This window comes from Streptomyces sp. NPDC059037, from assembly GCF_042740015.1.
Taxonomy (GTDB): Bacteria; Actinomycetota; Actinomycetes; order Streptomycetales; family Streptomycetaceae; genus Streptomyces.
The window spans coordinates 3,925-25,965 of the sequence record NZ_JBHYIG010000130.1; the positions used below are offsets into that span (position 1 = coordinate 3,925).

At 73.7% G+C, this 22,041-nt stretch carries 18 protein-coding genes; all 18 read right to left on the reverse strand.

From position 1 onward, the window contains the following. Nucleotides 1-102: 102 nt before the first annotated feature. On the reverse strand, nt 103-1,038 hold the full coding sequence (locus ACFWY6_RS25100) for an endo-beta-N-acetylglucosaminidase H (RefSeq protein ID WP_384694421.1): 936 nt from the start codon (nt 1,036-1,038) through the stop codon (nt 103-105). Nucleotides 1,039-1,152: 114 nt separating this feature from the next. After that, nucleotides 1,153-1,437 (reverse strand): hypothetical protein, encoded by a 285-nt coding sequence (locus tag ACFWY6_RS25105; RefSeq protein WP_384694423.1) that lies wholly within the window; start codon nt 1,435-1,437, stop codon nt 1,153-1,155. 129 nt (nt 1,438-1,566) lie between these two features. Beyond that, entirely contained in the window at nt 1,567-3,075 is a 1,509-nt protein-coding gene (locus ACFWY6_RS25110) for a DUF6519 domain-containing protein (protein ID WP_384694426.1), read from the reverse strand. Between the two features lie 61 nt (nt 3,076-3,136). Next, complete coding sequence (locus ACFWY6_RS25115; RefSeq protein WP_384694428.1) at nt 3,137-5,260, reverse strand: hypothetical protein; 2,124 nt, start codon at nt 5,258-5,260, stop codon at nt 3,137-3,139. After that, nucleotides 5,257-8,490 carry a putative baseplate assembly protein gene (locus ACFWY6_RS25120; RefSeq protein ID WP_384694431.1) on the reverse strand — a complete coding sequence of 1,078 codons (3,234 nt, stop codon included), beginning with the start codon at nt 8,488-8,490 and terminating at the stop codon, nt 5,257-5,259. The genes ACFWY6_RS25115 and ACFWY6_RS25120 overlap by 4 nt, the downstream gene beginning before the upstream one ends. Then, on the reverse strand, nt 8,487-11,891 hold the full coding sequence (locus ACFWY6_RS25125) for a putative baseplate assembly protein (protein ID WP_384694433.1): 3,405 nt from the start codon (nt 11,889-11,891) through the stop codon (nt 8,487-8,489). The genes ACFWY6_RS25120 and ACFWY6_RS25125 overlap by 4 nt, the downstream gene beginning before the upstream one ends. Next, the gene (locus ACFWY6_RS25130; protein WP_384694435.1) at nt 11,888-12,250 is read right to left on the reverse strand and encodes a GPW/gp25 family protein; all 363 of its coding nucleotides are present in this window, start codon (nt 12,248-12,250) and stop codon (nt 11,888-11,890) included. The genes ACFWY6_RS25125 and ACFWY6_RS25130 overlap by 4 nt, the downstream gene beginning before the upstream one ends. A 4-nt stretch (nt 12,251-12,254) precedes the next feature. After that, a complete protein-coding gene (locus ACFWY6_RS25135) occupies nt 12,255-12,599 on the reverse strand; it encodes a hypothetical protein (protein WP_384694437.1) in 345 nt (114 codons plus the stop codon). A 10-nt stretch (nt 12,600-12,609) separates the two neighbouring features. Continuing rightward, nucleotides 12,610-13,146: a phage baseplate assembly protein V gene (locus ACFWY6_RS25140; RefSeq protein ID WP_384694440.1), complete on the reverse strand. Its 537-nt coding sequence runs from the start codon at nt 13,144-13,146 to the stop codon at nt 12,610-12,612. After that, complete coding sequence (locus ACFWY6_RS25145) at nt 13,143-14,267, reverse strand: hypothetical protein (RefSeq protein ID WP_384694442.1); 1,125 nt, start codon at nt 14,265-14,267, stop codon at nt 13,143-13,145. Before ACFWY6_RS25145 ends, ACFWY6_RS25140 begins: the two co-directional genes overlap by 4 nt. Next, nucleotides 14,264-14,590, reverse strand: a complete 327-nt coding sequence (locus tag ACFWY6_RS25150) for a LysM domain-containing protein (protein WP_384694445.1) — start codon at nt 14,588-14,590, stop codon at nt 14,264-14,266. The genes ACFWY6_RS25145 and ACFWY6_RS25150 overlap by 4 nt, the downstream gene beginning before the upstream one ends. A gap of 66 nt (nt 14,591-14,656) precedes the next feature. Next, nucleotides 14,657-15,310, reverse strand: a complete 654-nt coding sequence (locus ACFWY6_RS25155) for a hypothetical protein (RefSeq protein WP_384694448.1) — start codon at nt 15,308-15,310, stop codon at nt 14,657-14,659. Nucleotides 15,311-15,343: 33 nt separating this feature from the next. Next, nucleotides 15,344-17,212, reverse strand: a complete 1,869-nt coding sequence (locus tag ACFWY6_RS25160; protein WP_384694450.1) for a DUF4157 domain-containing protein — start codon at nt 17,210-17,212, stop codon at nt 15,344-15,346. Continuing rightward, nucleotides 17,209-17,460 carry a hypothetical protein gene (locus ACFWY6_RS25165; RefSeq protein ID WP_384694453.1) on the reverse strand — a complete coding sequence of 84 codons (252 nt, stop codon included), beginning with the start codon at nt 17,458-17,460 and terminating at the stop codon, nt 17,209-17,211. The genes ACFWY6_RS25160 and ACFWY6_RS25165 overlap by 4 nt, the downstream gene beginning before the upstream one ends. Further along, a complete protein-coding gene (locus tag ACFWY6_RS25170; RefSeq protein ID WP_384694456.1) occupies nt 17,457-19,592 on the reverse strand; it encodes an ATP-binding protein in 2,136 nt (711 codons plus the stop codon). The genes ACFWY6_RS25165 and ACFWY6_RS25170 overlap by 4 nt, the downstream gene beginning before the upstream one ends. Next, nucleotides 19,589-20,785: a DUF4255 domain-containing protein gene (locus tag ACFWY6_RS25175; RefSeq protein WP_384694459.1), complete on the reverse strand. Its 1,197-nt coding sequence runs from the start codon at nt 20,783-20,785 to the stop codon at nt 19,589-19,591. The genes ACFWY6_RS25170 and ACFWY6_RS25175 overlap by 4 nt, the downstream gene beginning before the upstream one ends. Continuing rightward, nucleotides 20,782-21,624 (reverse strand): hypothetical protein, encoded by an 843-nt coding sequence (locus tag ACFWY6_RS25180; protein ID WP_384694462.1) that lies wholly within the window; start codon nt 21,622-21,624, stop codon nt 20,782-20,784. Before ACFWY6_RS25180 ends, ACFWY6_RS25175 begins: the two co-directional genes overlap by 4 nt. After that, on the reverse strand, nt 21,621-21,929 hold the full coding sequence (locus tag ACFWY6_RS25185; RefSeq protein ID WP_384694464.1) for a hypothetical protein: 309 nt from the start codon (nt 21,927-21,929) through the stop codon (nt 21,621-21,623). Before ACFWY6_RS25185 ends, ACFWY6_RS25180 begins: the two co-directional genes overlap by 4 nt. Between the last annotated feature and the right edge of the window lie 112 nt (nt 21,930-22,041).

Here is a 22,041-nt window from a genome sequence, read left to right on the forward strand (position 1 = left end):
GCGCCCCGCCCCCCCCCCCCCCCCGGCCTGCACGGATCGCGGTCCTACGGGATGCGGCGAGTTCCGAGGGAGCGCCGCCGCGCACTGGGGCGTGCGGTCACCTTACGGCGCGTAGACGGCGTCACTGCCGTACAACTCCCTGGTGAACGCGGAGACATCGGCGCTGCGGTCGGAGCCGTCGAGGTTGTACGTCAGATAGACGCCGTACCCCTCGCTGACGGTGCGGCGGGCGAGGGCGGCGGCCGTGCTCTGCGAGGTCCCGCCTATCTCGACGGCCGCCGGCGACAGCTTCGACTTGGGCAGTGCGATCTCGGGGACCTGCCAGGTGCCGTAGTAAGGGTTCCAGGCGTAGTCGAACTTCGACGAGACGTCGACACCGCCGTAGGAGAGGCGTGACGCGGCCGGGCCGATGTTGTAGAGGCTGATGATCTTGTCCGGCATGTTCGCGCGCAGCGCCGTCACCAGGTGCACGAAGGAGCTGTCGTTGGGCTGGCCGGTGCCGTTGTTGCCGTACTCGGCGTACTCGTCGTCGAAGTCGATGCCGTCGAGACCGTACTTGGTCACGGTGTCCGACATCTGCTTCGCGAACGCCGAAGCCGCTTGCTGGGACGGGAAGTTGGCGAAGCCCGCGCCTTGGTGGTTGCCGAGCACCGAGAGGACGACCTTGATGCCCTTCTCCTGCAACGGCCTTATCTCCTTGTCCGCGTTGTCGAGGACGCGCTGCACGTTCTCGTTGAAGTGCAGATATGCCTCCTTCTTGCCGGCGTCGTAGTTGATGTTCGCCGCGAAGATCACGGCGACGTCGAAGACGTTGTCTCCGCCGTTGGCGAGGGTGTACTTGCCGACGTTCAGCATGCTGTTGTTGTTCACCTCGACGTACGCCACCGAGGTCGGCCCCTGTTTCGTGGGGGCGGGGGCGGGGGCGGGAGCAGGGGCCGCTGCCGCGCCGGTCGTGGCGGTCGTGCCGAAGGCGAGAGCGGCGACGGCCGAGAGCGCGAGCGCGGCCGTCCGCACTCTGCTCCGTACCAGAGTGAACATCGTTGATCGGTCTCCCATCGCATGGGTCGGCGCCCGACCTGTTCGAAAGCGCCGAGTGAGCCCTCCGAGTTTTCCTCCCTCGTGACCGAATCCCAAGAATCATGCGCAAACTCGTTACGACTCCTGCGCATCTCGCGCCGCAGTCTGGCGCCTGAGCAAGGGAGTTGGCGCGTCGAGCCGGGCCGTGAAGTGGGCGCACAGGGCATACGCCGGGGCGCCGGCGGCGGCCGGGCAGGCGCCGGGTGCAGCCGGGATGGCGGCCACGGTGTGTGGGGGACGGCGCAGCAAGCGGTCCAGGCCGCTTTCGGCGAGGAGCCGGGCGAGCAGTCGGCGCCGCCCGCACTGCTGGCCCACCCGGGCGAAGGCGAGCGGGGGCTGGATCCAGAGCTGGTCGATCACCGGCATCTCCTAGCGACTGGCGACAAGATGACGGGATGCGATCAGAAGTGCGAGGATTGTTACGTTGTGTCATGCCCGACACGGCAGAGCCCGCGCCTCACCCGGTTCCCCGCCCGATTTCTCACCCCGTCACGCCTCCGGAAGCGGCTGGGCCAGCGGGCGGAACACCCTGCGCAGGTCCTCCGAGCTCCGGGCGCCGTCGGCCCCCGCCTGCTCGACGTTGGCCAGCGGTGCGTAGTGGTAGTCGATGCCGTGCGGCTCGCTGCGCTGCGGGTCACCGTTCACGTCGGCCGGCCACAGGACGTCCCCGGTGACGACCCGGGCGGGGATCAGCCAGTAGTCGCCCGCCCGGTAGAACCGCTTCGGGGGTTTGGGGGCGGCAGGCGGGGCAACCGGCGGGACTTCGGCCGCGGGGGCAGGCCGCGGGAGCGGCTCGAAGAACACCTCGATCCCGTCCTCGAGCGGCAGCCACCGCCCCTCCTCGATCAGCAGCGCACCCTCGCCGGACACCGCCGTGGCGACGCTCCCGGTGTCCGTGGTGCCCTCGGCAGGGCCGGTGGCCGGCTCCGGCGGCCGGTGGTCCCAGCGGCGCAGCACCGGGTGGCGCTCGGGGAGGGTGCCGAGCCCCGGATGCTGGGGGTCGGCCGCCGGATCGGCGTCCAGGACCACCCGCCGGGCGACGTGTTCCACCTCCGTGACGCGGTACAGCCGCGGAGCTCCCCCCGCCACGTCCCGGGCGTCCCGGGCGGCCCGGCAGACGGAGGCGTCGTCGACGATCTCGACGGTGTCGCCGGTCTCAAGACCGAGCTTGCCGTCCCGCCCGAGCGTGTCCAGTTCGAGCGTGGGCCCGAGGACCGACCTGATCGGGAGGACCACCGAGGCGTTCTCCCGCGACCATTTGAACGTGGCCCGGCCGACGGGGCCGCCGCGGTGCACCTCCACCCGGTACAGCTGGTTCTCCGGGCCCCGATAGCCGGAGTCGGGCGCCACGTCGCACGGGTCCGTGTCGCCCTCGGCGAGCCGGGCGCGGGCCGCGAGCTTCGCCCGGAGGCCGAAGCGGCCCCTCAGCTCATCGTCAAGCCAGCCCGGCGCGTTCACGGGAGCGGGGATGGGGATGCGGTGTTCGGGGCTCAGCGGCAGCCAGTCGATCTGCCACACGACCCGGGTACGCGCCGTGGTGTCGGGGCCGTGCAGGCCGAGGGCCGGCTCCCGCAGTTCGGGCGCCTCATGGGCCGTCACCAGGCGCTCCCACACGCGCAAGTACACCAGGAACGCGCCTTCGGGCAGCCTCTCGCTCGCCTCTTCCCGCTCCTGGTCGAGGTGGCCGTCGGGCTGGGTCCAGTACTCCGCGTCCTCCTCGCACTCGCAGAGGATGCCTTTGACGTACATGTGTCCCTGGGACACGGTCAGCACGCCGTCCTTGACGGCGACCCGGAACCCGCCGAGGTCCGTCTCCTCCGAGCCGGCCGCACAGGCCGCGTCGCCGAGCACGTCGGCGACGAGTGTGCGCAGGTAGTGCTGGAGGATCGCGGTCTGCTCGTTGATCTCGGAGTCGAGCTGCACGCGCCCCTGCTGGGACAGGACTGCGGAGAAGTGCCGGTCCGGGTCGAACGTGACCCGGGAGAAATCGCCTTGCATCGTGGTGCGCTCCCTGACGTGAGGAGTGGCTCGTCCGCGTGCGGCCCGGGGCCGCCGCCGCTCAGGTGACGAAGAACAGGCCGCTGTCGCAGCCGGCGGGTGTGTACTCATCGAGTCGGGTGCGCAGGTTGTCCTCCCGCAGCGGCTGGAACAGGTCGTGCAGGGCACCCGGTTCCGAGCCGTCGTCCGCGCCCCGGCGGATCTCATCGGCGCACCCGTCGGCGAGTTGAACGTACCCCGGAGTGCCGTACCGGGTGCTGGTGAAACGCAGGGCGACGCGTCGCGGGTCGCCGGACTGCTCCGGTTCGCAGTGGAACCGGGCGGGGATGTGGGAGTCCGGCGGCAACCAGCAGAACCGCACGCAGCCTTCCCCCCGGTGGGAGACCAGGACCTCCCCGTCGAACAGGGAGTTCTCGAGCAGTTCCACGGCCCGCACCCGAACCGTCCCGATCACCGTCGTGCGGCGTGCGGCGAGCACCGCGTGGGCGGGTCGGCCCTCCGGGCCGGTCAGCGCGGCCATCTCGCGGCCGGTGGCGTCCAGTACGGAGTCCGCGAGGCAGACGTGGTTGGGTTCGGCCGCCGTCTCGTCCTGCCTGACGACGACGGTGCCGAGTACGGAGTGCTCGACCCGGAGCCGTGCCGGAGTGTTGACCAGCTCAAGGCCCGGCTCCTCGGGATGCTGCGGGCGAGCCCGCTCGTCCAGGTCCCAGCCGGGCACCAAGGTGCAGTGCCTGACAACCACTTCGCCCACCTCCCCGTGCACCTGCACGCTCCGCCCGGCGACCAGTAGGCCGTCCAGCACGATCCGCGGCAGCGGCCCCGCGCCCCGGCCCGTACCGGTGATCCGCAGGGCGTCGGGACGGTTGCCGGACCAGTCGAGCAGCCGGAGCACAGGACGCACCCCGTCGGCGGCCCGCACCGTCAGCCGGTCGCCCCGGTCGAGGTCGATCGCGACGATCTCCTGGTAGGCGTCGTTCCCGGTGATCTCGACGACCGCCTCGGGCCGCCGCCCGCCGCGCCGCCGTTCGCCGCGCCATTGCTCCAGCGCCTCGGTGATGCGCCGACCGGGCCCCACCCGGTAGACGTGGGCGGCCGCGTCGGTGTCCGCCGCGCCGGGGCGCGGGTACTCGCCGCCGCCCAGGTCGGCGGCGGCGCCGTGGTGGTACGTGACCAGGACGCCGGTCTCCGGCGCCTCGCGGGACGGGAAGGCGATCCGGCCGAGGACCGGGTCGACGGCGACCTGGCCGGCCCTCGGCCGGTACGTCCAATCCGACAGGTCCGCGGCCACGATCCGGTCGAGCGGCACCGGTTCTTCCTCGGGACCGGGCCACACGCACAGGCTCTTGCCGGGTCCGTAGTAGTCGGCGAGCCGCTCGCCGAGGGCTCGCCGTCTGATCGGCGCAGGGACGTTCATCTCGTCCGCGGTGTGGCACGGGGACGGCTCGCTCACCGGCTTGGTGAACAGCGGGGTGTCGTTGCCGAGGATGCTGAAGGTGAACCGGTAGGGCGCGCGGTCGTCGCAGTAGGCCGGGGCGCGGGTGACCGCGTGGGCGAGCAGCCGCCACACGTGCAGTCCCACGCCGGGGATGCCGTACCGGCCGGCCCGGCGTGCGGATCCGGGGCGGGCGGCCTCCGCGGTCCGGGCCAGTTCGTCGAAGGGCCCGGAGATCCGGTCGAGGGTGTCCACCTGGCGCAGGTCCGGCAGCCGGCCGTGGCGAAGCCGGCGCCGGGCCCCGCGGTCGTCGGCCGGATAGCGACGGACGGGCTGGGTGACGGCGAGCAGCCGGCGGTACTCGACGGCGCGGGCCGGCCAGCCGGCCACGTCGGCGGCCAGGTCCTCCAGGAGGGCGAGGGTGCCCTTGCGGCGCCGGTTGGCGACGGTGTCGGCCACCTCCCGGCGGGGGACCGCGGCCGCCAGCCAGCGCTGCGCCTCGGGCGTGCCGGTGTCGAGCGCGGCGGCCGTCCTGGGCAGCAGGCGGTGGCCGACGAGGTCCCCGAGGTAGGGGACGGCCCAGTCGGCGCAGGTCTCGATGAACGAGTCGGCGTAGAGCCGTTCGATGTCGGCCTCGACCAGGTCGGCCTGTTCGGCGATGACGGCGAGGAGCGCGTACAGCCGCCCGCCGGTCTCCTCGTCGCGCCGCCGGTGGACCGCGGGCAGCAGGCCGTACAGCTCGTCGGGGGTCATGGGATCCTCCGCAGGACGAGGGTCTCGGGGGCGGCGGGGTCGAGCACGGCGATCTGCGCGGACCGCAGCGCGCGCCGGACGACCAGGTGCGGGAAGGAGTCCTTCAGCCGGGCCCGGAGCGCGCTCTGGTCGATGCCGGGGTTGAGCCGCAGGAGCCGGCGGACGGTGAGCCCGTACTGCCGGGCCACGGAGGTGAGGGTGTCTCCGGCGGCCGTTTCATGACGGGTGACCCGGTTCCCGGCGGGCCGGGCCGGCACGCAGGGGCGGGCCGTGGTGAGCGTGCCGGCGAGCCGGGCCAGGGCGGCGGTCTCGATGTCGTCGGCGACGCCCGTGAACAGATCGACGTCCACGTGGTCGACGCCCGGCACGGCCTGCGCGGCGCGGTAGGCCGTGCTGAGGTGGGCGGGTGCGGCGAGCTCGGTGCCGTTGAACCCGAGGGCGTCGTACAGGGCGCCGCGGACGGCGGGGGCGACCGACTCCCAGGTGCGGTCGGTCTTTACCCGGATCCCGGCCGCCATCAGGAGCAGGACCCGTTCGCGTACGACGACCCGTACCGGCAGATGGGGGTCGCCGTACTCGGTGAGCGCGGTCTCCAGGGCGGTGACCAGGGGCGAGCCCGGCGCCAGCGGCGCGTCGTCGACGGCTGCGACGGTGACGAGGACGGTCCGGCGGCGGCCGTCGGTGACGTGCTGCGCGCTCGCCTTGCCGATGCCTGCGAAGGCACGGGCGAAGTCCTCGTAGTCGCGCAGCGAGACCAGCCGGTCCAGGGCCCGCAGGCGCAGCGGGACGCGGCTGCGGGTGTCGTCGACGCCGTCCGGGTCGGTGCCGCCGGTCGCGGGCAGCGGGTTGGTGACGGCGTTGACGCCCGGGGGCCTGCTGACCACCTGGTTGACCTGCCCGGCGGGCACGTTGCCCGCGCTGCCGGAGCCGATCCGGTAGTGAGCACCGACGTTCTCCGTACCGGTGGGCAGTCGGCTGCCGTGCCGGCCGTCGCCGAACTCCACGGCGGCCGCGCCGTCGGCGCCGGTCTTCAGCCGGTAGCCGGTGTCGGCCGGGCCCAGTTCGGTGAGGTCGTCGGCCCGCTGCCACCGCAGGTCGGCGACCCGGACGGTCAGGGTGTCGGCCGCGCCGTCGGGTGTGGCGGCGGGCAGGCAGGTGAGCGGGCCCTGGCGCAGCGGGAAGGTCTGTCCGCCCTGGCCGGCGTCGCCGCTGCCGAGGACCTCGGTGCGGGTCTCGCCCACGGTGGCGGGGGTGATGTTGCCATGGAGGACGACGGTGTCGCGCCGGTAGCGGTAGGCGAGCCCGGCCGTCAGGAGGAGCGTGGTGCGGGCCCGTTCGCCGGGGCGCCGGGGGTGGGTCTGGCGTACGCCGCCCAGCATGACCAGTTCGGTGCCGCGTACGCCGGTGACGAGGGGCACGTCGGTGCGTTCGCCGGAGACCACCAGCCACTGGCCCGGGCGCAGCCCCTCGTAGGCGGCGTCCAGTTCGATCTCCGCACCGGCGACGTCGACCCGGAGCGGGGCATCGGCCACCGGAAGAGCTTCGCCGGCCGCCCACACCGTGGTCTCGCGTCGCCCGTCGTCGGTGAAGTACTTCGGCGGCAGCGAGCTCTCCAGGCGCAGCTGGGTCGACTTGACGGCCAGGTTCCGGCCCAGGGCGGCAGGCTGGCGGACCTCCTGCACCTGGCGGACGAGCGGGTCCTTGCCACCGCGTTCCACGACGATCCAGCTGTGCGCGACGATGGTGTCGTAGACGGCGTCGAGGGTGAGCTGACGGAGTTCGGGGGCGACGCCGTTGTTGCGCTCCACATTGTCCACGTCGATCAGCCGCGCGCCCCTCTTCCCGCGTTCGCGGAACGCGGTGCCGGCGGGGGCGGCCCGCACGCGCAGCCACTGCACCTCGACGAAGGACTCGGGCGGCGCGACGGAGACGGTGTTCAGGGCGCGGTAGAGCTCTCCCGCGAGCCGGGGGCGGGCGGCGGCGAGCAGCCGGGGCAGGGCGTCGGAGTCGGCGGCGAACAGGTCGGCGACGCCGGGCGGCCGCAGCCGGGACCCGGTGGGCGGGCGGGATCCGGGGCCGGCCAGTGCGTCCAGGGCGGGGGCGAGGCCGGCGAGCGCCGGGCGGTCCTCGGGCACCCCGCCGGACCGGGCCTTGGGATGGGCGACGGCCATGCCCGGGTCGGCGAGCAGCGGCACCCCGGTCACGGCGGCGGCCGCGGCCGACACCGCGCGGCCGCGTTCGACGACGCCGGCCAGCCAGGACTCGACGGCGACGTCCCCGGTGGCGCGGGCGACGGCCAGGTGCTCGCCGAGGCGCCGGAGCGGGTCGGCGATCTGCTGGACGTAGCGGCCGATCTCCGGTTTCTTCTTGCCGATGGCCTGGAGCGGCTCCAGTACTCGGGTCCTGATGTCGGCGGCGATCTCACCGGGCGGCACCTGGAGCACCGCGGCGCGTACACCGCTGCCAAGACGGGCCATGGTCTCGGCGTACAGCTGTTCCCCGTTGGATGAGGTGAAGTAGACGACGGTGCGGTCCCGGGCGGGGTCGGGGCGGACCTCCCAGACGGTGCGCACCCTGGCGTCCTTGGCGGCCGAGAAGCGGAAGAGCAGGCGGTCGCCCGGCCGGATCGAGGGGTGCATGCCGGTGAGTTCGAGTTCCCGGAGGCCTTGGGCGCGGTCCGGGGTGAGGGCGGGCGGGGCCGTGCGGCGGACCGGGAGCTCGTTCCAGTCGGCGCGCGCGGTGAGGTCCTCGGAGGTCTCGAAGGTCTGCGGCAGCCCGCCCGGCAGGGGGGCGCTCTTGACCTGCGAGCCCGCCGGGATCGTCGTACTGGTGCCCGGGTCGAGGGTGTACGCGAGGTGGGTGGAGGCCGCGAGCGCGGGCCGGGGGCGGTGTCCGACGAGCCGGCCGAGCCGGGTCAGCGAGTCCTGTTCGGTGGCGGTGCGCAGGTACCCCTCGTTGGCGATGCGCTCTTGGTAGAAGGTCAGGACGTCGGCGATGACGGCCCAGCCGTCGAGCAGCGCGATCGAGGGATCGTCCGGTTCGCGGGTGGTCAGCGGGGCCAGTTCGGGGCGGTCGGCGGCCGAGAGCCCGGCCAGCATCGAGTCCAGGAACTGCCGGTGGGTGCCGATGCGGCGGTCCAGTGCGGGCAGGCCGGGGCGGTTCCAGACCGTGGTCGGGGTCGCGGACCGGGTGCCGGCGCAGCAGCCGCAAGGGCGGGGCGAGCCGCTCATCGTCCTCCTTGCACAGTGACGGTCAGCCGCCCGTTCTCGGGGCGCGCCGGGTCGTCGTCGAGCCGGGCGATCTCGAGCGGCCGCAGCCGCAGGACCCCGGAGGCCGGTACGGCCTCGGCGGTGGCGGGGGTGGTCGGGGCGAGTGCGGGCGTGCCGTGCAGTCGGCGCAGGCAGGTCACCTCGACGTGCCTGACGCCGGGGACAACCGCCGCGGCGGCGACCAGCCGGCTCACCCGCACCGGGGTTCCGAAGGTCAGCTCGTCGGGGTCGAAGAAGCCCCGCCGGCCTCCCGGCAGGGGACCCGGCCGCAATTCGCGCTGTACGGCCCGCCGTACGTGTCCGCCGACGTGGTCGGGCTCGGCCGTGACGGCGAGGGCGACTTCGAGGGGGACGTGCACGGCCGGGCCGGTGACGACGTCGTGTCCGATGCGGCGGAAGCGGTGCAGCTCCTGCCGGACCTCCGTCAGCAGCCGCTGCGGTACGTCGGCGGTGCCCAGGGCATCCACCGCGATGTCCGCCTCGTACCAGCTGCCGGTCCAGCGCAGGGCGGCGGCGGCCCGCTGCACTCCTGGGCGCGACTCCGCGAGCGCGGCGTAGTCCGCGGCGGTGACGGCGCGGCGCAGGCGGCGGAAGGGTTCGCGGGGGGCGGCGAGCCGTACCGCGGCGACCGGTTCGGGGTCGGTGCCGCCGGTCGCGGGCAGCGGGTTGCGCACCAGACTGACGGCCGACAGGGCTGCCGCCGGGCCGGTCGAGCCGGCGGAGACGAGGCAGATCGTGTCGGCGCCGACGTTGCCGACCCGGCCGTTGCCGATCCGGTACTCGGCCACCAGTGTGCTGCCGGGGGGCGGGGCGGCTCCGGCGCCGCCCGCGCCGAACCGGAGGGTGAGCACGCCGTCGTCGTCGCTCTCGCCGACCAGGTGACGGTCGCGGGGGCCGCTGGAGAGGAGGTCGCGGCGGGGGGTCCAGGGCTCCTCGGACCGGTCGGGGCGGTCGGGGTGGTCGGGGTGGTCGGGGTGGTCCGCTTCGTGGGTGCGGTTGCGGTCCGTGTGACGGCGGCGGTGGGGGTGGGGGGCGTGATGGGGGTTGTCCGGCATCGTGGTCTGGTGCGGTCGGGCGGTCTGCGCTGCCTGCGCCGTCTGCGATGTCTGCGCCTGTTGGGCCTGTTGGGCCTGTTGGGCCTGTTGGGCCTGTTGGGCCTGCCGCGTCTTGCGCCCCGTCTGTTCCTTGCCCGACGGTCCGCCTCGCCCGCCTCGTCCGTCCCGCCCGTCCCGCCCGTCCCGCCCGTCGGTCTCGTCCTCGGGGGTCTCGCGCGGCCAGACCCGCAGGGCGGGCAGCGCCTCGCGGGGGTCGGGGAGCAGTGCCTCGCGGGCCGGACCGTGCAGGGCCTGGTTGTCGGGGGCGATCAGCAGCCACGCGCCGTCGCCCCAGGTGTGGTCCAACTCCCAGCCGGCGTCCGCCTCTTGGAGCACGTACCCCGAACGGGCCCGCCGGGCCAGGGCGTCGATGCGTCGGAGCTTGCCTTCGAGGAGGTCGTCGAAGCGGGCGAGCAGGGTCTCCACCGCCGCGACCGGGTACTCGTCGAGGCGGACCCGCTCCAGGACGCGGGGCCCGAACAACGTCCGCAGGAAGGCGCGGTCGGCTTCCTCGGGCCCGGCCTTGTACCTGCGGAGCTCCCGGAGCCGGTCACGGGCCGCTTCGGGCAGCCGCTCCACCCGCCGGGCCTGCGCGGCGGCGATGTCGGCGGGCCGGGGGTAGGGCGCGGCCCGGGTGACGTGGCTGCCCCGCAGGGCGTGGGGCAGGCGCCCGACGGGCGGGGGCAGCTCTTCCGGGCCGCGGCCCGCCCACGTACTGGACAGGCCGTGCTCGACGAGTACGGCGTTGCCGCGGGCGATGCCGACCTCCAGGTCATCGCCGGCCGGGCCGCGGACGCTCACGCAGAACGGGAAGGTCAGGGCGTCCTCGGCGGCCCAGGCGATGTCGAGGACGGGGGTGCCGGAGAGCGTGTCGACCGTGGGGGTGACCGAGGTCAGGCGGACGGCCTGCCGGTGCGAGGTGAGGGCGTCGGCCGGGGATCCGGTGCCCGCGCCGAGCACTTCCTCGAAGAGGAGGACGTCGCCGGGGACGAGCCGCAACACGCGCTGCGGGGGCTCCTCCTCCTTCTCCTTCCCTCTTTCCTTGCCCCTTTCCTCGCCCCTTTCCTTGCCCTTCTCCTTCCCCTCCTCCGTCCCCGTGTCGCGCAGAGTGGCCGTGGTCGTGCCCGCGGGCAGGCAGCATTCGCGGTCCTCCCACGTCCACAGGGAGATCCTGTTGTGGGCGCGGTGCAAGGTGATGTCCCGGTCGTGCACGGGCTGGAAGACGGGCCGCTGCACGGCGTCGACCTCCGCCGCCGCCAGGACCGGTCCGACCGGGCCGGCGTACCGACCGGGCGGCAGCACGGTGAAGGCCAGGTCCCCGCCCGGCAGGGTGACCTCCTCGCGCGCCTCCAGGCAGACGAACGTGCGGGCGGCGCAGCCGTCGTGCATGGGGTAGTCGACAAGGCGGGCGTGGCGGCGGACGGAGGTGCGCAGCCGGGCGGTGTCGAGGTACGCCTCGGTGGCGACGGCGTCCTGCTGGTAGCTCAGCCGGTCGCCGACGTGCGCGAGCAGCTCGACCAAGGTGATGCCGAGGTCGGCGGCGTGCCGCTCGGTCCATCCCGGCATCGTCAGGGAGAGCCGTTCGAGCAGCAGCCGCCGGAAGCTCGGGAAGTCCCTGGCCAGATAGTCGATGACGGGTGCCGGTGTGGGCTGCGCCGCGCAAGGCTCCGCAGCGGGTGCGCAGTCCAGTCCCGCCGGGGTGGGCCGGAAGCTGAACTCCCGGCTGCTGTAGCGGGAGTCGAAGCGGTCGCCCCGGGCGCGCAGTCGGTAGACGGACGTGTCGCCGCACCGGTCGAGGGTCAGCCGGAGGCAGCAGCGGTCGCCGTCCTCGTTGCTGTCTTCGTCGGGGTCTTCGTGTGGGGCGACGTCGATGACCCGGATGCCGGTGACGTGTCGGCCGCCATCGACGGCGAAGTCGTCCCGCCCAAGGCCGGTGGGCGGCGTCCCGAAGAACATGACGGTCAGCGTGCGCCGGTCGGATCCGACCGAGACGTCCTCGATGCCCGCCAGGCCGCCTTCGCGGACGGCGTCGCGCCGCCGCTCGCTGTCGCAGCCCAACGTCGGGGACCCGGACGTCCCCGCGGACGGCGGACCGTACGAGGTGGCGTAGGCGGTGGCGTACGAGGTGGCGGGCGCGGGTCCGTTCAAGGTGCCCGGCGCGGATCCGTACGAGGTGCCCGGCGCGGATCCGTCCGAGGTGCCCGGCGCGGGTCCGTACAAGGTGCCCGGCGCGGATCCCTTTGCCGGCCGGTCTTTCGCTCCGGTCATCGCGCGGTCCCTCCGTCGATCCGGACGCTCTGCCGCTCGCCGGTGGCGAGGAGCCGGTAGGCGACGAACACGTTCAACGTGGACTCCTCCACGGTCACTTCGAGGGCCTCGACGGCCAGCAGATCGCCGAGCCAGCGCTGCAGGGCGGCCTGGGCCGTCATCTCGACGGTGGCGGCCACCTCGGGCCCGGCCGGCCCGAAGACCAGGTCGAGCAGCCCACAGCCGAAGTCGGGCCGGTGCACCCGTTCGCCCGGAGTGGTGAACAGCACCTGTTCCACCATGTTCCGCACGTGCTCGGGGTGTCCGGTGGCCGCGGTCCGGCCGCGCGCGTCGATGCGGTAGGGAAAGTCGACGTTCACGGGCTCACATCCCCCACACCCGGATCTGGGCGGCCTGCACGATGGGCGGCGCGGGCGGCGCGGACGTACTGAGCGCGGCGCCGGGGGACGGCGGCGGGGTGGGCTGCAGCAGGGCGGGCAGCCCACCCACGAACACCCGGCCGGCCACGCCCAGCCACTGGATGCCCGTGCAGGGCGGGGGGCCGGTCCCGGTCAGGGCGCAGCCGGCGACGAGGAAGGTGTCTGCGGTGGTGGCGACCGGTTGCGCCATGACCAGCACCCGCTGCTGGACGGGGGTCGGGATGTTCACAAGGCCCGGCGGATGGGCGCAGGTCATGGTCGCCCCGAAGTGGAACAACAGCCCCGGCATCGCGTACTCCTCACTGCACCATCAGGGCGCCGTCGTTGACGATGACCTGCTTGCCCATGAGCCTGATGTTCGCCAGGCCGGGACCGCAGGAAAGCTCGATGCCCTTCTCGTCGATCTTGATGAACGGCCCTGCCGGACCGTGGAGTTGGAGCGTGATGCCGCCCAGCGGTGCGGTCTGGTCGCTGATCACCAACGCGTTCTGACCCGGCGTTGCCAGCACGATCTGCGGGATGCCGGGCGCGGTCATCTTGGCGGCCGGCGGGACCTCGGCCGGACCGCCCCGCCAGAAGCCCACCCAGACGGGCCGGCCCAGATCGCCGCCCAGGAACTGCACCCACACCCCGGAGTTGACCACCGGGACGACGTACATCCCGCTGCCCGTGCCGGCGACCGGAGAGAGCGGCTGCGCCCAGAAGCTCGGGTCGTCGCCGAGCACTTCGGGCACGCGCACAAGGAGCCGACCGCACTGGGTCGGATCCACGTTGGATACGACGACGCCCTGGTAGAGGCCGTCCCATCGCTTTGTGGCGGATGCGGGCACGGTCATGGGATCACCACCGGTGTGTTGGAGACGAGTCCGTCCCGGCTGAGCGTGAAGCTCTGCTTGTACTCGCCGCGTCTGATGTCATGGGTGACGCTGCGCACGTAGTACACGCCGTCGTACGCGAGTCCGGCGCCGCGGACGCCGACCAGGTGACGGGCGCTGAGCACGTGGCCGTAGCGCAGGACGTCGAGCTTGCCGCTGCCGGTGACCGCGTCCGAGGAGGCGGAGGTGCGGCTGAGTCCCAGCAGCAGCACTTCGGGGATGGAGCGGCCGGTGAGGTCGGGCAGCGGCTCCTCGCGCATCGTGCGGGCCGGCCGCACGGCGAGGGGCGGGCGGAGCAGGCTGACGTCCGGCACCGGCAGCTCGAACGTGATCTTGGTGTTGGGCTCGGTGAGCGGGATCGTGTACTGGGTCCGGCTGAGCCCGTCGTAACCGAAGGTGAGCGACTCGACGTTGGTGGCGGCCCCCGAGTCGACGGTGAGTGCGGGCTGGAGGAGCCCGGCGCGGACCTCGGGGCCCCAGTAGGCGATGCTGACGCCGGGGGCGGGTCCCGGTTCGAGGAAGAAGGTGTAACCGGCCTTTTCCGCCAACGACTTGAGGTAGGCGCGATCGGTGGACGACTGGCCGGGAATCTCCTGCGTGGGGTCCGGGGGGAGGTTGCTGATCACCGTGGGCACGGCGACCGGGACGATGCCGTACATGGCGTACTCGGCGCACACGGCCATCACCCGCAGGTTGTACGGCAGGCCCGGGAAGCTGCGCTTGACGTTCCGCAGGTCCATCAGGAGCGTGAGGTCCTCGCCGGTCAGGGTGAGCTGCGAAGTGCCGGGCGAGGTACCGGGGTTGAGCTCTTGCCTCGTGACCACGCCGTCCATCAGCACGTGCGGGACGCCGCCGACCACCGCGACCACGATCACCCTGGTCTGCGGGTCGAGGGCCCCCGAGGGCAGCAGCACCTGCGTCACGGGCGAGCGCTTGGCGACGGCGAAGGTCAGCTGGAAGCCGCTGGCCGCGCCGCTGGAGCTGGTGACCTGGACGGACTCCAGGGCGTCAAGCAGCACGGCGGGGGCGGGTACGGGCACCATCGGGCCCATGAGCAGCATCAGCCGCAGGTTCGCGCTCATGACGGGGCGGCTCCGGTGGCCGGGATGGCGGGCAGCCCGGCGGGGAGGGTGATGAGCAGGCGGCGGCCCGGGGTTGCGGTGAGGTCGTCGGGCCGTACCGTCCGGTGCGCGTCGGCGATCCGCCAGTCCTGGTCGGGGTCGCCGAAGTGCCGGGCGGCGATCAGGTCCAGCCGGTCGCCGCCCACCACGACGTGCTCGCCGAGCGGCGCGAGCTCGTCCGGCTGCGGCAGGAAGCGGCGCCGGACGTAGGTGACGGTCCGTCCGTCCGGCGCAGTCCAGGTCGCGGTCGCGATGCCGTGGTACCGGCTGGTGGGCTCGAACATCCGCTGCCTTTCTCGGGATTCTCGGGATTCCGGGGGTCGTGTCCACGCCCGTGTCCGCGGCGCGACTCAGAAAACGGTCAGGCCCACCGCCTCGGGCCCGACGGCGCCGACGAGGTCGGCGAACCGCTCCTTGGTCTGCTGGTAGCGCAGGTACAGGACGCCCGCCTTGTGCCGGAAGCCGACGTCGTCGACGGTGAGGGTGCGCAGGGAGAGCCCCACCTTGGCCCGGATCGGGTTGAGTTCGCCGTCGTACGCCTCTTCGGTGACGGTGAAGTCGACGATGCGCACGGGGACCACCCGCCGGGTGCCGAGCACCAGCACGGTCAGCGGCGCCTCCATCGGCGCGATCTCGATCATCCCGGCCGACGCGAGACTCTCTTCTTCGAGCAGCTGCGCGCTGGGCGGGTACACGGCGCTCTCCAGCGCCGCCAGCGCCCCGAACAACCCGGTCCGCCCCACCTCCGTGGACCGGCACCCCATCGGGTCGAACTGGTCGGCAGCATCGAACTCGGCGTCGAGCTTGAACGTCTCCTTCGGCGGCCCTTTGAGCCGCAGCGCCTCCAGCCGCGCCCCCGCCTCGTCCCCGACCCCCTGCGCGCTGAGCGTCCGGGTCACCGTGTCCGGGTTGTACTGGAACGGCACGACACGCAGCACCCGCCCCTGCTCGGGGTCGAGGAACACGATGCCGCCGCGCAGCGCGGCGGGGGTGATGGGGGCCATCGGGCGTTCTCCGCTCGGGTCAAAGGGGCGTTGCTACGGTGTCGGTGCCGGCGGTGCGGCGGGCGTGTTCGGGGGCGGCTGTGCCAGGCCTTCGAAGTGCGCGTACCAGTCGCGGAAGAGCGTGGTCCACGCCGTGAGCCAGTTGTCGTCGTCGGCGAGCCGGTCCCGCAGCTCGGTCGCGTCGTTGATGGCGTTGGTGGCCAGGTTGGCGAGTTTCTGGAGGTCCTCGCGCGTGTGCCACAGGTCGACCTGCTTCCCGGTGCTCGGGTGGATGACGTGGATGAGGTGGGAGACCTTGAGCAGCCGGTCCGCGACGTCCCGGCGCTGTTCGGCGCGCTTCTTGTAGTTCTCCAGGCGGCCGATGTCGCCGATGACGTCGGTCAGCCGTGAGGCCGTGAGCGTCGCGTTGCTCAGCAGGTTCAGGCCCGTCTTGCCGATCGCGTCCAGGTCCCCCGAAGCGCCGATGTCCACGAACAGCGGTGTCAGGTCGCGGAGTTGTTCGCTGTACGTGTCCTGCTCGACCCGGGCGTCGGCGAGCAGTCTGCACGCCTCGTCGACCTTCTGTGTCTCGTCGAGGAGGATGAACGGCCTGCCCTGCCCGGCCTGCTCCGCCTGCCACTGGGTGGCGAGGATCGAGTCGTACACGGCGAAGGGGATCTTGACGAACTCCACCGCCTTGTAGACCTTCAGCAGAGTCGACACAGCCGCCAGGACCTTGAGGCCGACCGGCAGCCGGCCGGCCAGGCGCCCGGCGAGCTTCACCCGGGCGAGCGCCATGCCCCGCGCCGAGGGAGGCGGGTCGACCAGGACAATCCGCAGCGGGATGCGGCCGAACCGGGCCCCCTTGGCCGCGCCTTCGGCGGCCCCCCGGAGCAGCGCCTGGTCCGCGGGACTCTTGCTGGAGTAGCCGGGCACCTCGATGTGGATCAGCAGGCGGTCGGGCTTCTGGAGCACCGTCCGGTTCCACGTCCCGACCGGCGTCTTTCCCTCCCACTTCGCGCCCTCCATGGGCATGTTCTTGGCGTCCTCCGGGTGGGCGATCGCGCCCCGGAACTTCACGACGGCCTCCGCCGCATCGGCCCGTACGCGTTTCTGCAGTGCTGGGATGCTCATGTCGTCCTGCGGCGTCAGGCGCTTGATCTGGATCCAGGTGCCGCCGGTGACCCGTTCGAGGACCTCGACCCGCCCGCCCTTGGGGTTCGTCGTCTGCGTGTACTCGGGGGCGCTGCCGCCGAGGACGAGGTCGACGCCCTTCTGCGCCATCTGGGGCCGGTAGGCGGGCGCGTAGTAGAAGGCGCGGGTGTCCTCCTCCAGGATCTGGTGGTCCTCGGAGCGGTGCACCCCGACCCGGGCGCCCACCCGCACCCTTCTGCGCGTCGACGGGTCGCGGGCGAGCAGCGCCGCCTCGGACTCCGCGGCCGCGCCGTGCGCATGGCCGGCGGCGCCGAGGTCCTGCTGGGCGACGTGGGCCAGTTCGTGGGTCAGGAGCCGGGCGCCCGTGGGGGTGGTCGGGGCGAACCGGCCGGCGGCGAAGGCAATGTGGTGGCCGACGGTGAAGGCATGGGCGCGCAAGGCTCGGGCGGCGCGGGCCCCCTCGAGGTCGGTGTGCACCCGGACGTGGCTGAAGTCGTGCCGGAAGCGCCGCTCGGCATCCTCACGCAGCGCCTCGGGCAGCGGGACACCCGGGCGGCGCACCACGTCCCGGGCCGGCTGCGGCAGTCCGTGCTCGGGTACGGGCTGATCGGCCGACCGGGTCCGCACCCCACTGAAGTCCCCCACCCAAGTGCCGGTCCGCTGGGGCTCGTCCGGGCCCGGCCCGGCGGCCCGTTGCAGCGGGCGCGCGGGGGCGTGGGCCGGTGCGGACCGCGTCGCGGCGGTGCGCCGCGGGTTCTTCGTGCTCACCGGCCGCCCCCCGTCGGGCAGGTCAGGCCGGCATGGACGGTTGCTGCGAGAGCGTGACCGAAGGCCGTGGGATCGGCGGGTGCGGGGACGGTGGGGGGCGTGAGGCGGTGGGTGTGGTGGGGGGTCGTCGGTGGGGCCTGGGTGAGGAGGTCGGTGAGGCGGGAGGTGAGGGCCGCGCGGACGGCCGGGGCGTCCGCGGGGGCGACGCCTTCCAGCACGATCCGGCCGATGCGCAGCTCGATCCTCACAGGCCCGCCCCCTTCGGCACCGGGACCGGCCAGGCCAGGTCGTGCTCCGGCACCGGGGTCTCGGTCTTGCGCAGTTCCGCCCGTACGGCGGCCAGGACGGCCGGCATGGCGATGGCGGTGCCCGCGGCGGCGGCCGCGAAGGCGGCGTTGAGGGCGATGTTGCGGATCATGCCGCCGCTGAGCGGCAGGACGGCCAGCCGGTCCAGGTCCAGTGGCTCGACGGGGGCGCCCGCCGGGAAGGCGCGCGCCCACATCTCACGGCGCTCCCCCGCCCCGGGGAAGGCGAAGGGCACGATGAAGCGCAGCCGCCGCAGGAACGCCGTGTCCAGCGCCCGGCGCTGGTTGGTGGCGAGGATCGCAAGGCCGCGGTAGGCCTCCATCTGCTGGAGCAGGTAGCTCACTTCGATGTTGGCGTACCGGTCGTGGGAGTCCTTGACCTCGCTGCGCTTGCCGAACAGGGCGTCGGCCTCGTCGAAGAAGAGGACCGCCCCGCCCGGCTCGGCGGCGTCGAAGAGCCGCCGCAGATTCTTCTCCGTCTCGCCGATGTACTTGCTCACCGCGGCCGACAGGTCCACGCGGTACAGGTCGAGCCCCAGGTGCCCGGCGAGCACTTCCGCGGCCATGGTCTTGCCGGTGCCGCTGGGCCCGGTGAACAGGGCGCTGATGCCAAGACCCCGGCTGACCCGCTCCCCGAAGCCCCACCGGTCGTGCACGGTGGCCCGCTGCGCCACCTGGTCGGCGATCTGCCGGAGCAGGGACGTCTCCTCCTCGGGCAGCACGATGTCCGCCCAGCCGACCCGGGAGTCCAGCCGCTGCGCCAGGGGGCCGAGGCGCGGCCGGGTGCGCACCAGGCAGCCCCGCCAGGCCTGTTCCGGGTCGCCGCCGGCTGCGGTGGCCACCTCCTGGATGGCCGACAGGTCAAGCGTGAACTGGCCGGCCAGCCGGTCCGCGTCCGCGGGCGGCAGGACGGCGCCCCAGGCGGCGGCGCGCTCCAGGGCCGGTGGCGGGGCCACCTCGACTGCCGCCGTCGGCGCGGGTACGTCGGCCAGGGCCTCGCGGGTGGCCACGAGGCGGGGGCCGCCGCTGCGTTCGAGGAACCGGGCGACCCGTCCGGACCGCTCGGTGGCCTCGTCGGCGCCCGGTGCGTCGTCCGCGTCGAGATAGAGCGCGAGCGGCGCCAGCCGGGCCTCGCGCTGCCACAGACGGGCGAGGGCGTCGAGCTCCTCGGCCGATTCGGGCAGCAGCCGGGTCGGCATCCCGTACAGCAGCAGGCCGGAGTCGGCGGCCGACTCCTCGGCCACCGACCGCTTGCTCTCCCGGTCCGTGCCAAGAAGCTGGATCACCGGCAGGCCGTCGGCCGCGCCGGGCTCCGGGGCCAGCCAGTGGCCGAGGACCTCCTCCACCGCCGCGTGCCGGGCGGCCGACGGGCGACGGCCGGTGTCCGCCGGGGCGGACCGGAGGGGGGTCAGGAGGGCGTGCAGGCGTGCGTCGAGGTGGTCGAGGCCCTTGAGGTGGTTGACGATCCGCTCGTCGGCCCGAAGCGGGCTTGTCACCAGCGGCTGTCCGGGCGCCCGTTCGACGTCCACGAGCCGCCAGTAGCGCAGCCCTCGGTACGGGGACAGCGCATCCCAGGCCGGGTCGGGGAAGAGGGACAGGGCGAGGGCGAAGGTGGGGTGGGGGGCGAGCGGAGTGCCCTGGGCGCGGGCATACAGGTCGGCGATGCCGGGGTCGAACTCCGGTGCGGCGCACAGCAGCAAGGTGTCGCGTTCGAACGGGGAGAGGCCGAGCAGGTCACCCAGGCCGACGAGGGCTGGGGAGGGCGCGTACGACGACGGAGGCACGTTCGACGACGGAGGCGGGGGCGGATCGCCGGCGGCACCGGTGGGCGCCGTGGTCCCTTCGGGTGCGGTGGCCCGGGTCGCGGCGGAGTCCGAACCCGTTGCGGGGGTGGCCATGTCGTCCGGATCCGTTGCAGCATCCGGGTCCGGACACGCCGCCCCTTCGGCGGGTGAGCCGGTGGCCGCCGCGATGCGTTCGCGCAGAAGGGTGCGCAGCCGGGCCAGTGACTCGGCCAGGTGCCGGTTGTTGTGCTCCTCCCACTCGCCCCGCACTGTCGAGGAGTCGGCCCTCATGCCACCACCACCGCCGCATCGGTCGGGAACTCCGGGCGCCCTGCCGCGTCGACCGCAGGCAGGCTCTCGACGTCATCGACCCGCAGTCGCAGGCGGTGCCGTCCCTGCCGGGCGTCCGGCCAGCGGAACCGCAGCCGGTCCGTCGTGTTCGCAAAGGCGTCCTCCGGGTCCAACGGCCGCTCTCCTACGATCAGTTGGACTCGCTGGCCCGGGTGGACCGGCGGGGCACAGCGCACCTCGAGCCGTGCCGATCCGTCGGCGCCGAGCTCCGCCGTCAGCGGCAGCGGTTCGGCGAGGCGCGGCGCGACGCCCACCTGCAGTGCCCGGGTGGCCTGTTGGGTGCCGTCCGCCGCGGTGAGCACCACGGCTGCGGACCAGTTCCCCGCGGCCAGGTCCTTGGGGAGTTTGAAGCGCGCCTCGGTGGCGTCGACCTCCAGCGCTGGGCGGTCCTCCAGTCCGCCCAGCAGCGGGTGGGTGAGGCGCAGCAGCACCTCCCCGCCGTCGAACCGGGTTCCGGTGACGGTCAGTTTGCCGCCGGGCCTCACGGTCTCGGGGACCGCGGCCGTCAGCGTCGGCAGCGGTCCTGCGGTGCTCGCGGCCGCCTCGGGACCCCGGTCCTGGTCCCCGCGGGACAGCACGGGAAGGGGTGCCCGACCGGGCAGCGAGCTGTTGATCAGGACGATGCGCGCCTCGTAGGCCACCGAGGTGCGGTACTGGCTCTGAAAGGCGGACCACAGCTTGGAGATGTCGTCGGTCGACACATTGACCGGGGTGATCCGTACCGGTTCCGACTGGAGGTGCAGATCACTGAAGGGCGCCGCCCGTCTGATCTCCTCCGGCCCCAGCTCGGCGTGGTCGTGCAGCGCGACCATGGCGGCGCCGAGGATCCGGTGGGCCGTGGACTCCTGGGAGTCGCCGCTGGCGTACGGGGTGAGGACGTAGTGGAGGACCAGGGGCAACGCCGGTCGCCCGGTCTCGCCTGGGCGCGTGCCGACGGGGTCGAGATTGCGCCAACTCCCGTCGACGGAGGCCCGGTACAGAAAGACGTTGAGGGCGGCGGCGGGCCGGTCGGCGGTGACCTCGTCGGGCGGGCGCGCGGTGACCACGGCTCCGGGCACCTGGCGGCCGACGGCACCTTGGAGGATGGCCCGCAGGGTGTCCGTCACGGCGGCAACGGCGAAGCTGTCGCTCACGACCGCCCCCTGAGGTATTCGTCGAGGCCGAGCCGCGGCTGCCGGCGCCGGGCGCGCGCGGGGGGCGCCGGCTGCGGGGCGGTCCGGACTTCGAGCCGGTCGATGGTGATGCGCACGACCGGCTCCGCGGCCCCGTCCGGCGCCCCGTCCGGCCCCGTCACCGGGCGGGGCGGCCCACCGGGCAGGGCGGTGCGCACCGGGCGCACGGGGTGTCCCTGGTGTCCGGGCGTCGGCGTCGCGTGTACGGGGTACGCGAGGGCCGGGGGCGCGGCGGACGGCGGGACGGGCTCCGGAGCGTCGGCGGGCCGCACCAACGACGCCTCCGCGGGCGGGAGTTGGGCACCGGACACGGCCGCAGGCGCCCCGGGAGCCAGGGCGGTAGGGGGCGAGGGGTGCACAGCACCCGACGACCAGACGTCGGAGGTGTCGCCGTCAGCGGGCGCGGGCTCGGCCGTCGGGAGGGCTGACCTCTTGGCGGCCATCGGTGCGGGGCTCCCCGCACCGATGGCCGTACGCCGTGACTGGGGCGCTTGCCCGGCGGGCGAGGCCGCCCGGTGGGAGGCTGCCGCGGGGTCCCGGACCGGGGATCCTGCCGGGTCTTCCATGCCTTCGGGCGGGGTGAGGGGCAGGGGTTGCGGGGGCGATCCCGCCGGGGACAGGGAGTGGGGGGCCGGGTGCGGAGCCTCGTACGGCAGGGCCGGCGCCGTCTCCTCCTCTGCCACCGGAAGAGAAGCGTCCGGGGTCCGGAGCCGAGTCGCTCCAGGGTCGAACAGGGTCGGCAGCTGGGGACGCAGCCGGGGGCCCGGTGCGCCGAGCAGCCGGCCCACGAAGTCACTCATGCGGTCGCCGCCTCCAGGTAGTACTGCCGTCGGGCCGGGCTCGCCCCGAGGACCTCGGCTTCCGTCCACCCGTAGGCGCGGGCGAGCACGTGCACCTCGTGGAGCAGTCGGCGGGCATAGGCCTCGACCTCGGCCCACAGGTATCCGCCGAGGTCGAAGGCCGCCGTCCACCTGTGGCGGCAGTACGGGCAGGTGAGCGCCACCGCGGTGTCGGCCCCCGGGTCGAGGGCGGCAAGCCGCTCGGCCACCGCTTCGAGGACCGCGTCGCTCGGACCATCGGGGGCCGGAGGTACGGCGCCCAGCACGCACCGGCCCAGCAGGGCCCGGGCGGCGCCCGGCGGGGGGGGGGGGCCCGCCCCAACACGACTCGCGGGCGCGAAGGAGTTCGTCCTCGGCATTCTCCTCCAGGGACTCCAG

Excerpts from the sequence above, each read along its gene's own strand:
- ACFWY6_RS25100 (WP_384694421.1), bottom strand. The coding sequence starts at position 1,038 with ATGTTCACTCTGGTACGGAGCAGAGTGCGGACGGCCGCGCTCGCGCTC.
- ACFWY6_RS25110 (WP_384694426.1), bottom strand. The coding sequence starts at position 3,075 with ATGCAAGGCGATTTCTCCCGGGTCACGTTCGACCCGGACCGGCACTTC.
- ACFWY6_RS25115 (WP_384694428.1), bottom strand. The coding sequence starts at position 5,260 with ATGACCCCCGACGAGCTGTACGGCCTGCTGCCCGCGGTCCACCGGCGG.
- ACFWY6_RS25120 (WP_384694431.1), bottom strand. The coding sequence starts at position 8,490 with ATGAGCGGCTCGCCCCGCCCTTGCGGCTGCTGCGCCGGCACCCGGTCC.
- ACFWY6_RS25125 (WP_384694433.1), bottom strand. The coding sequence starts at position 11,891 with ATGACCGGAGCGAAAGACCGGCCGGCAAAGGGATCCGCGCCGGGCACC.
- ACFWY6_RS25135 (WP_384694437.1), bottom strand. The coding sequence starts at position 12,599 with ATGCCGGGGCTGTTGTTCCACTTCGGGGCGACCATGACCTGCGCCCAT.
- ACFWY6_RS25140 (WP_384694440.1), bottom strand. The coding sequence starts at position 13,146 with ATGACCGTGCCCGCATCCGCCACAAAGCGATGGGACGGCCTCTACCAG.
- ACFWY6_RS25145 (WP_384694442.1), bottom strand. The coding sequence starts at position 14,267 with ATGAGCGCGAACCTGCGGCTGATGCTGCTCATGGGCCCGATGGTGCCC.
- ACFWY6_RS25150 (WP_384694445.1), bottom strand. The coding sequence starts at position 14,590 with ATGTTCGAGCCCACCAGCCGGTACCACGGCATCGCGACCGCGACCTGG.
- ACFWY6_RS25155 (WP_384694448.1), bottom strand. The coding sequence starts at position 15,310 with ATGGCCCCCATCACCCCCGCCGCGCTGCGCGGCGGCATCGTGTTCCTC.
- ACFWY6_RS25170 (WP_384694456.1), bottom strand. The coding sequence starts at position 19,592 with ATGAGGGCCGACTCCTCGACAGTGCGGGGCGAGTGGGAGGAGCACAAC.
- ACFWY6_RS25180 (WP_384694462.1), bottom strand. The coding sequence starts at position 21,624 with ATGAGTGACTTCGTGGGCCGGCTGCTCGGCGCACCGGGCCCCCGGCTG.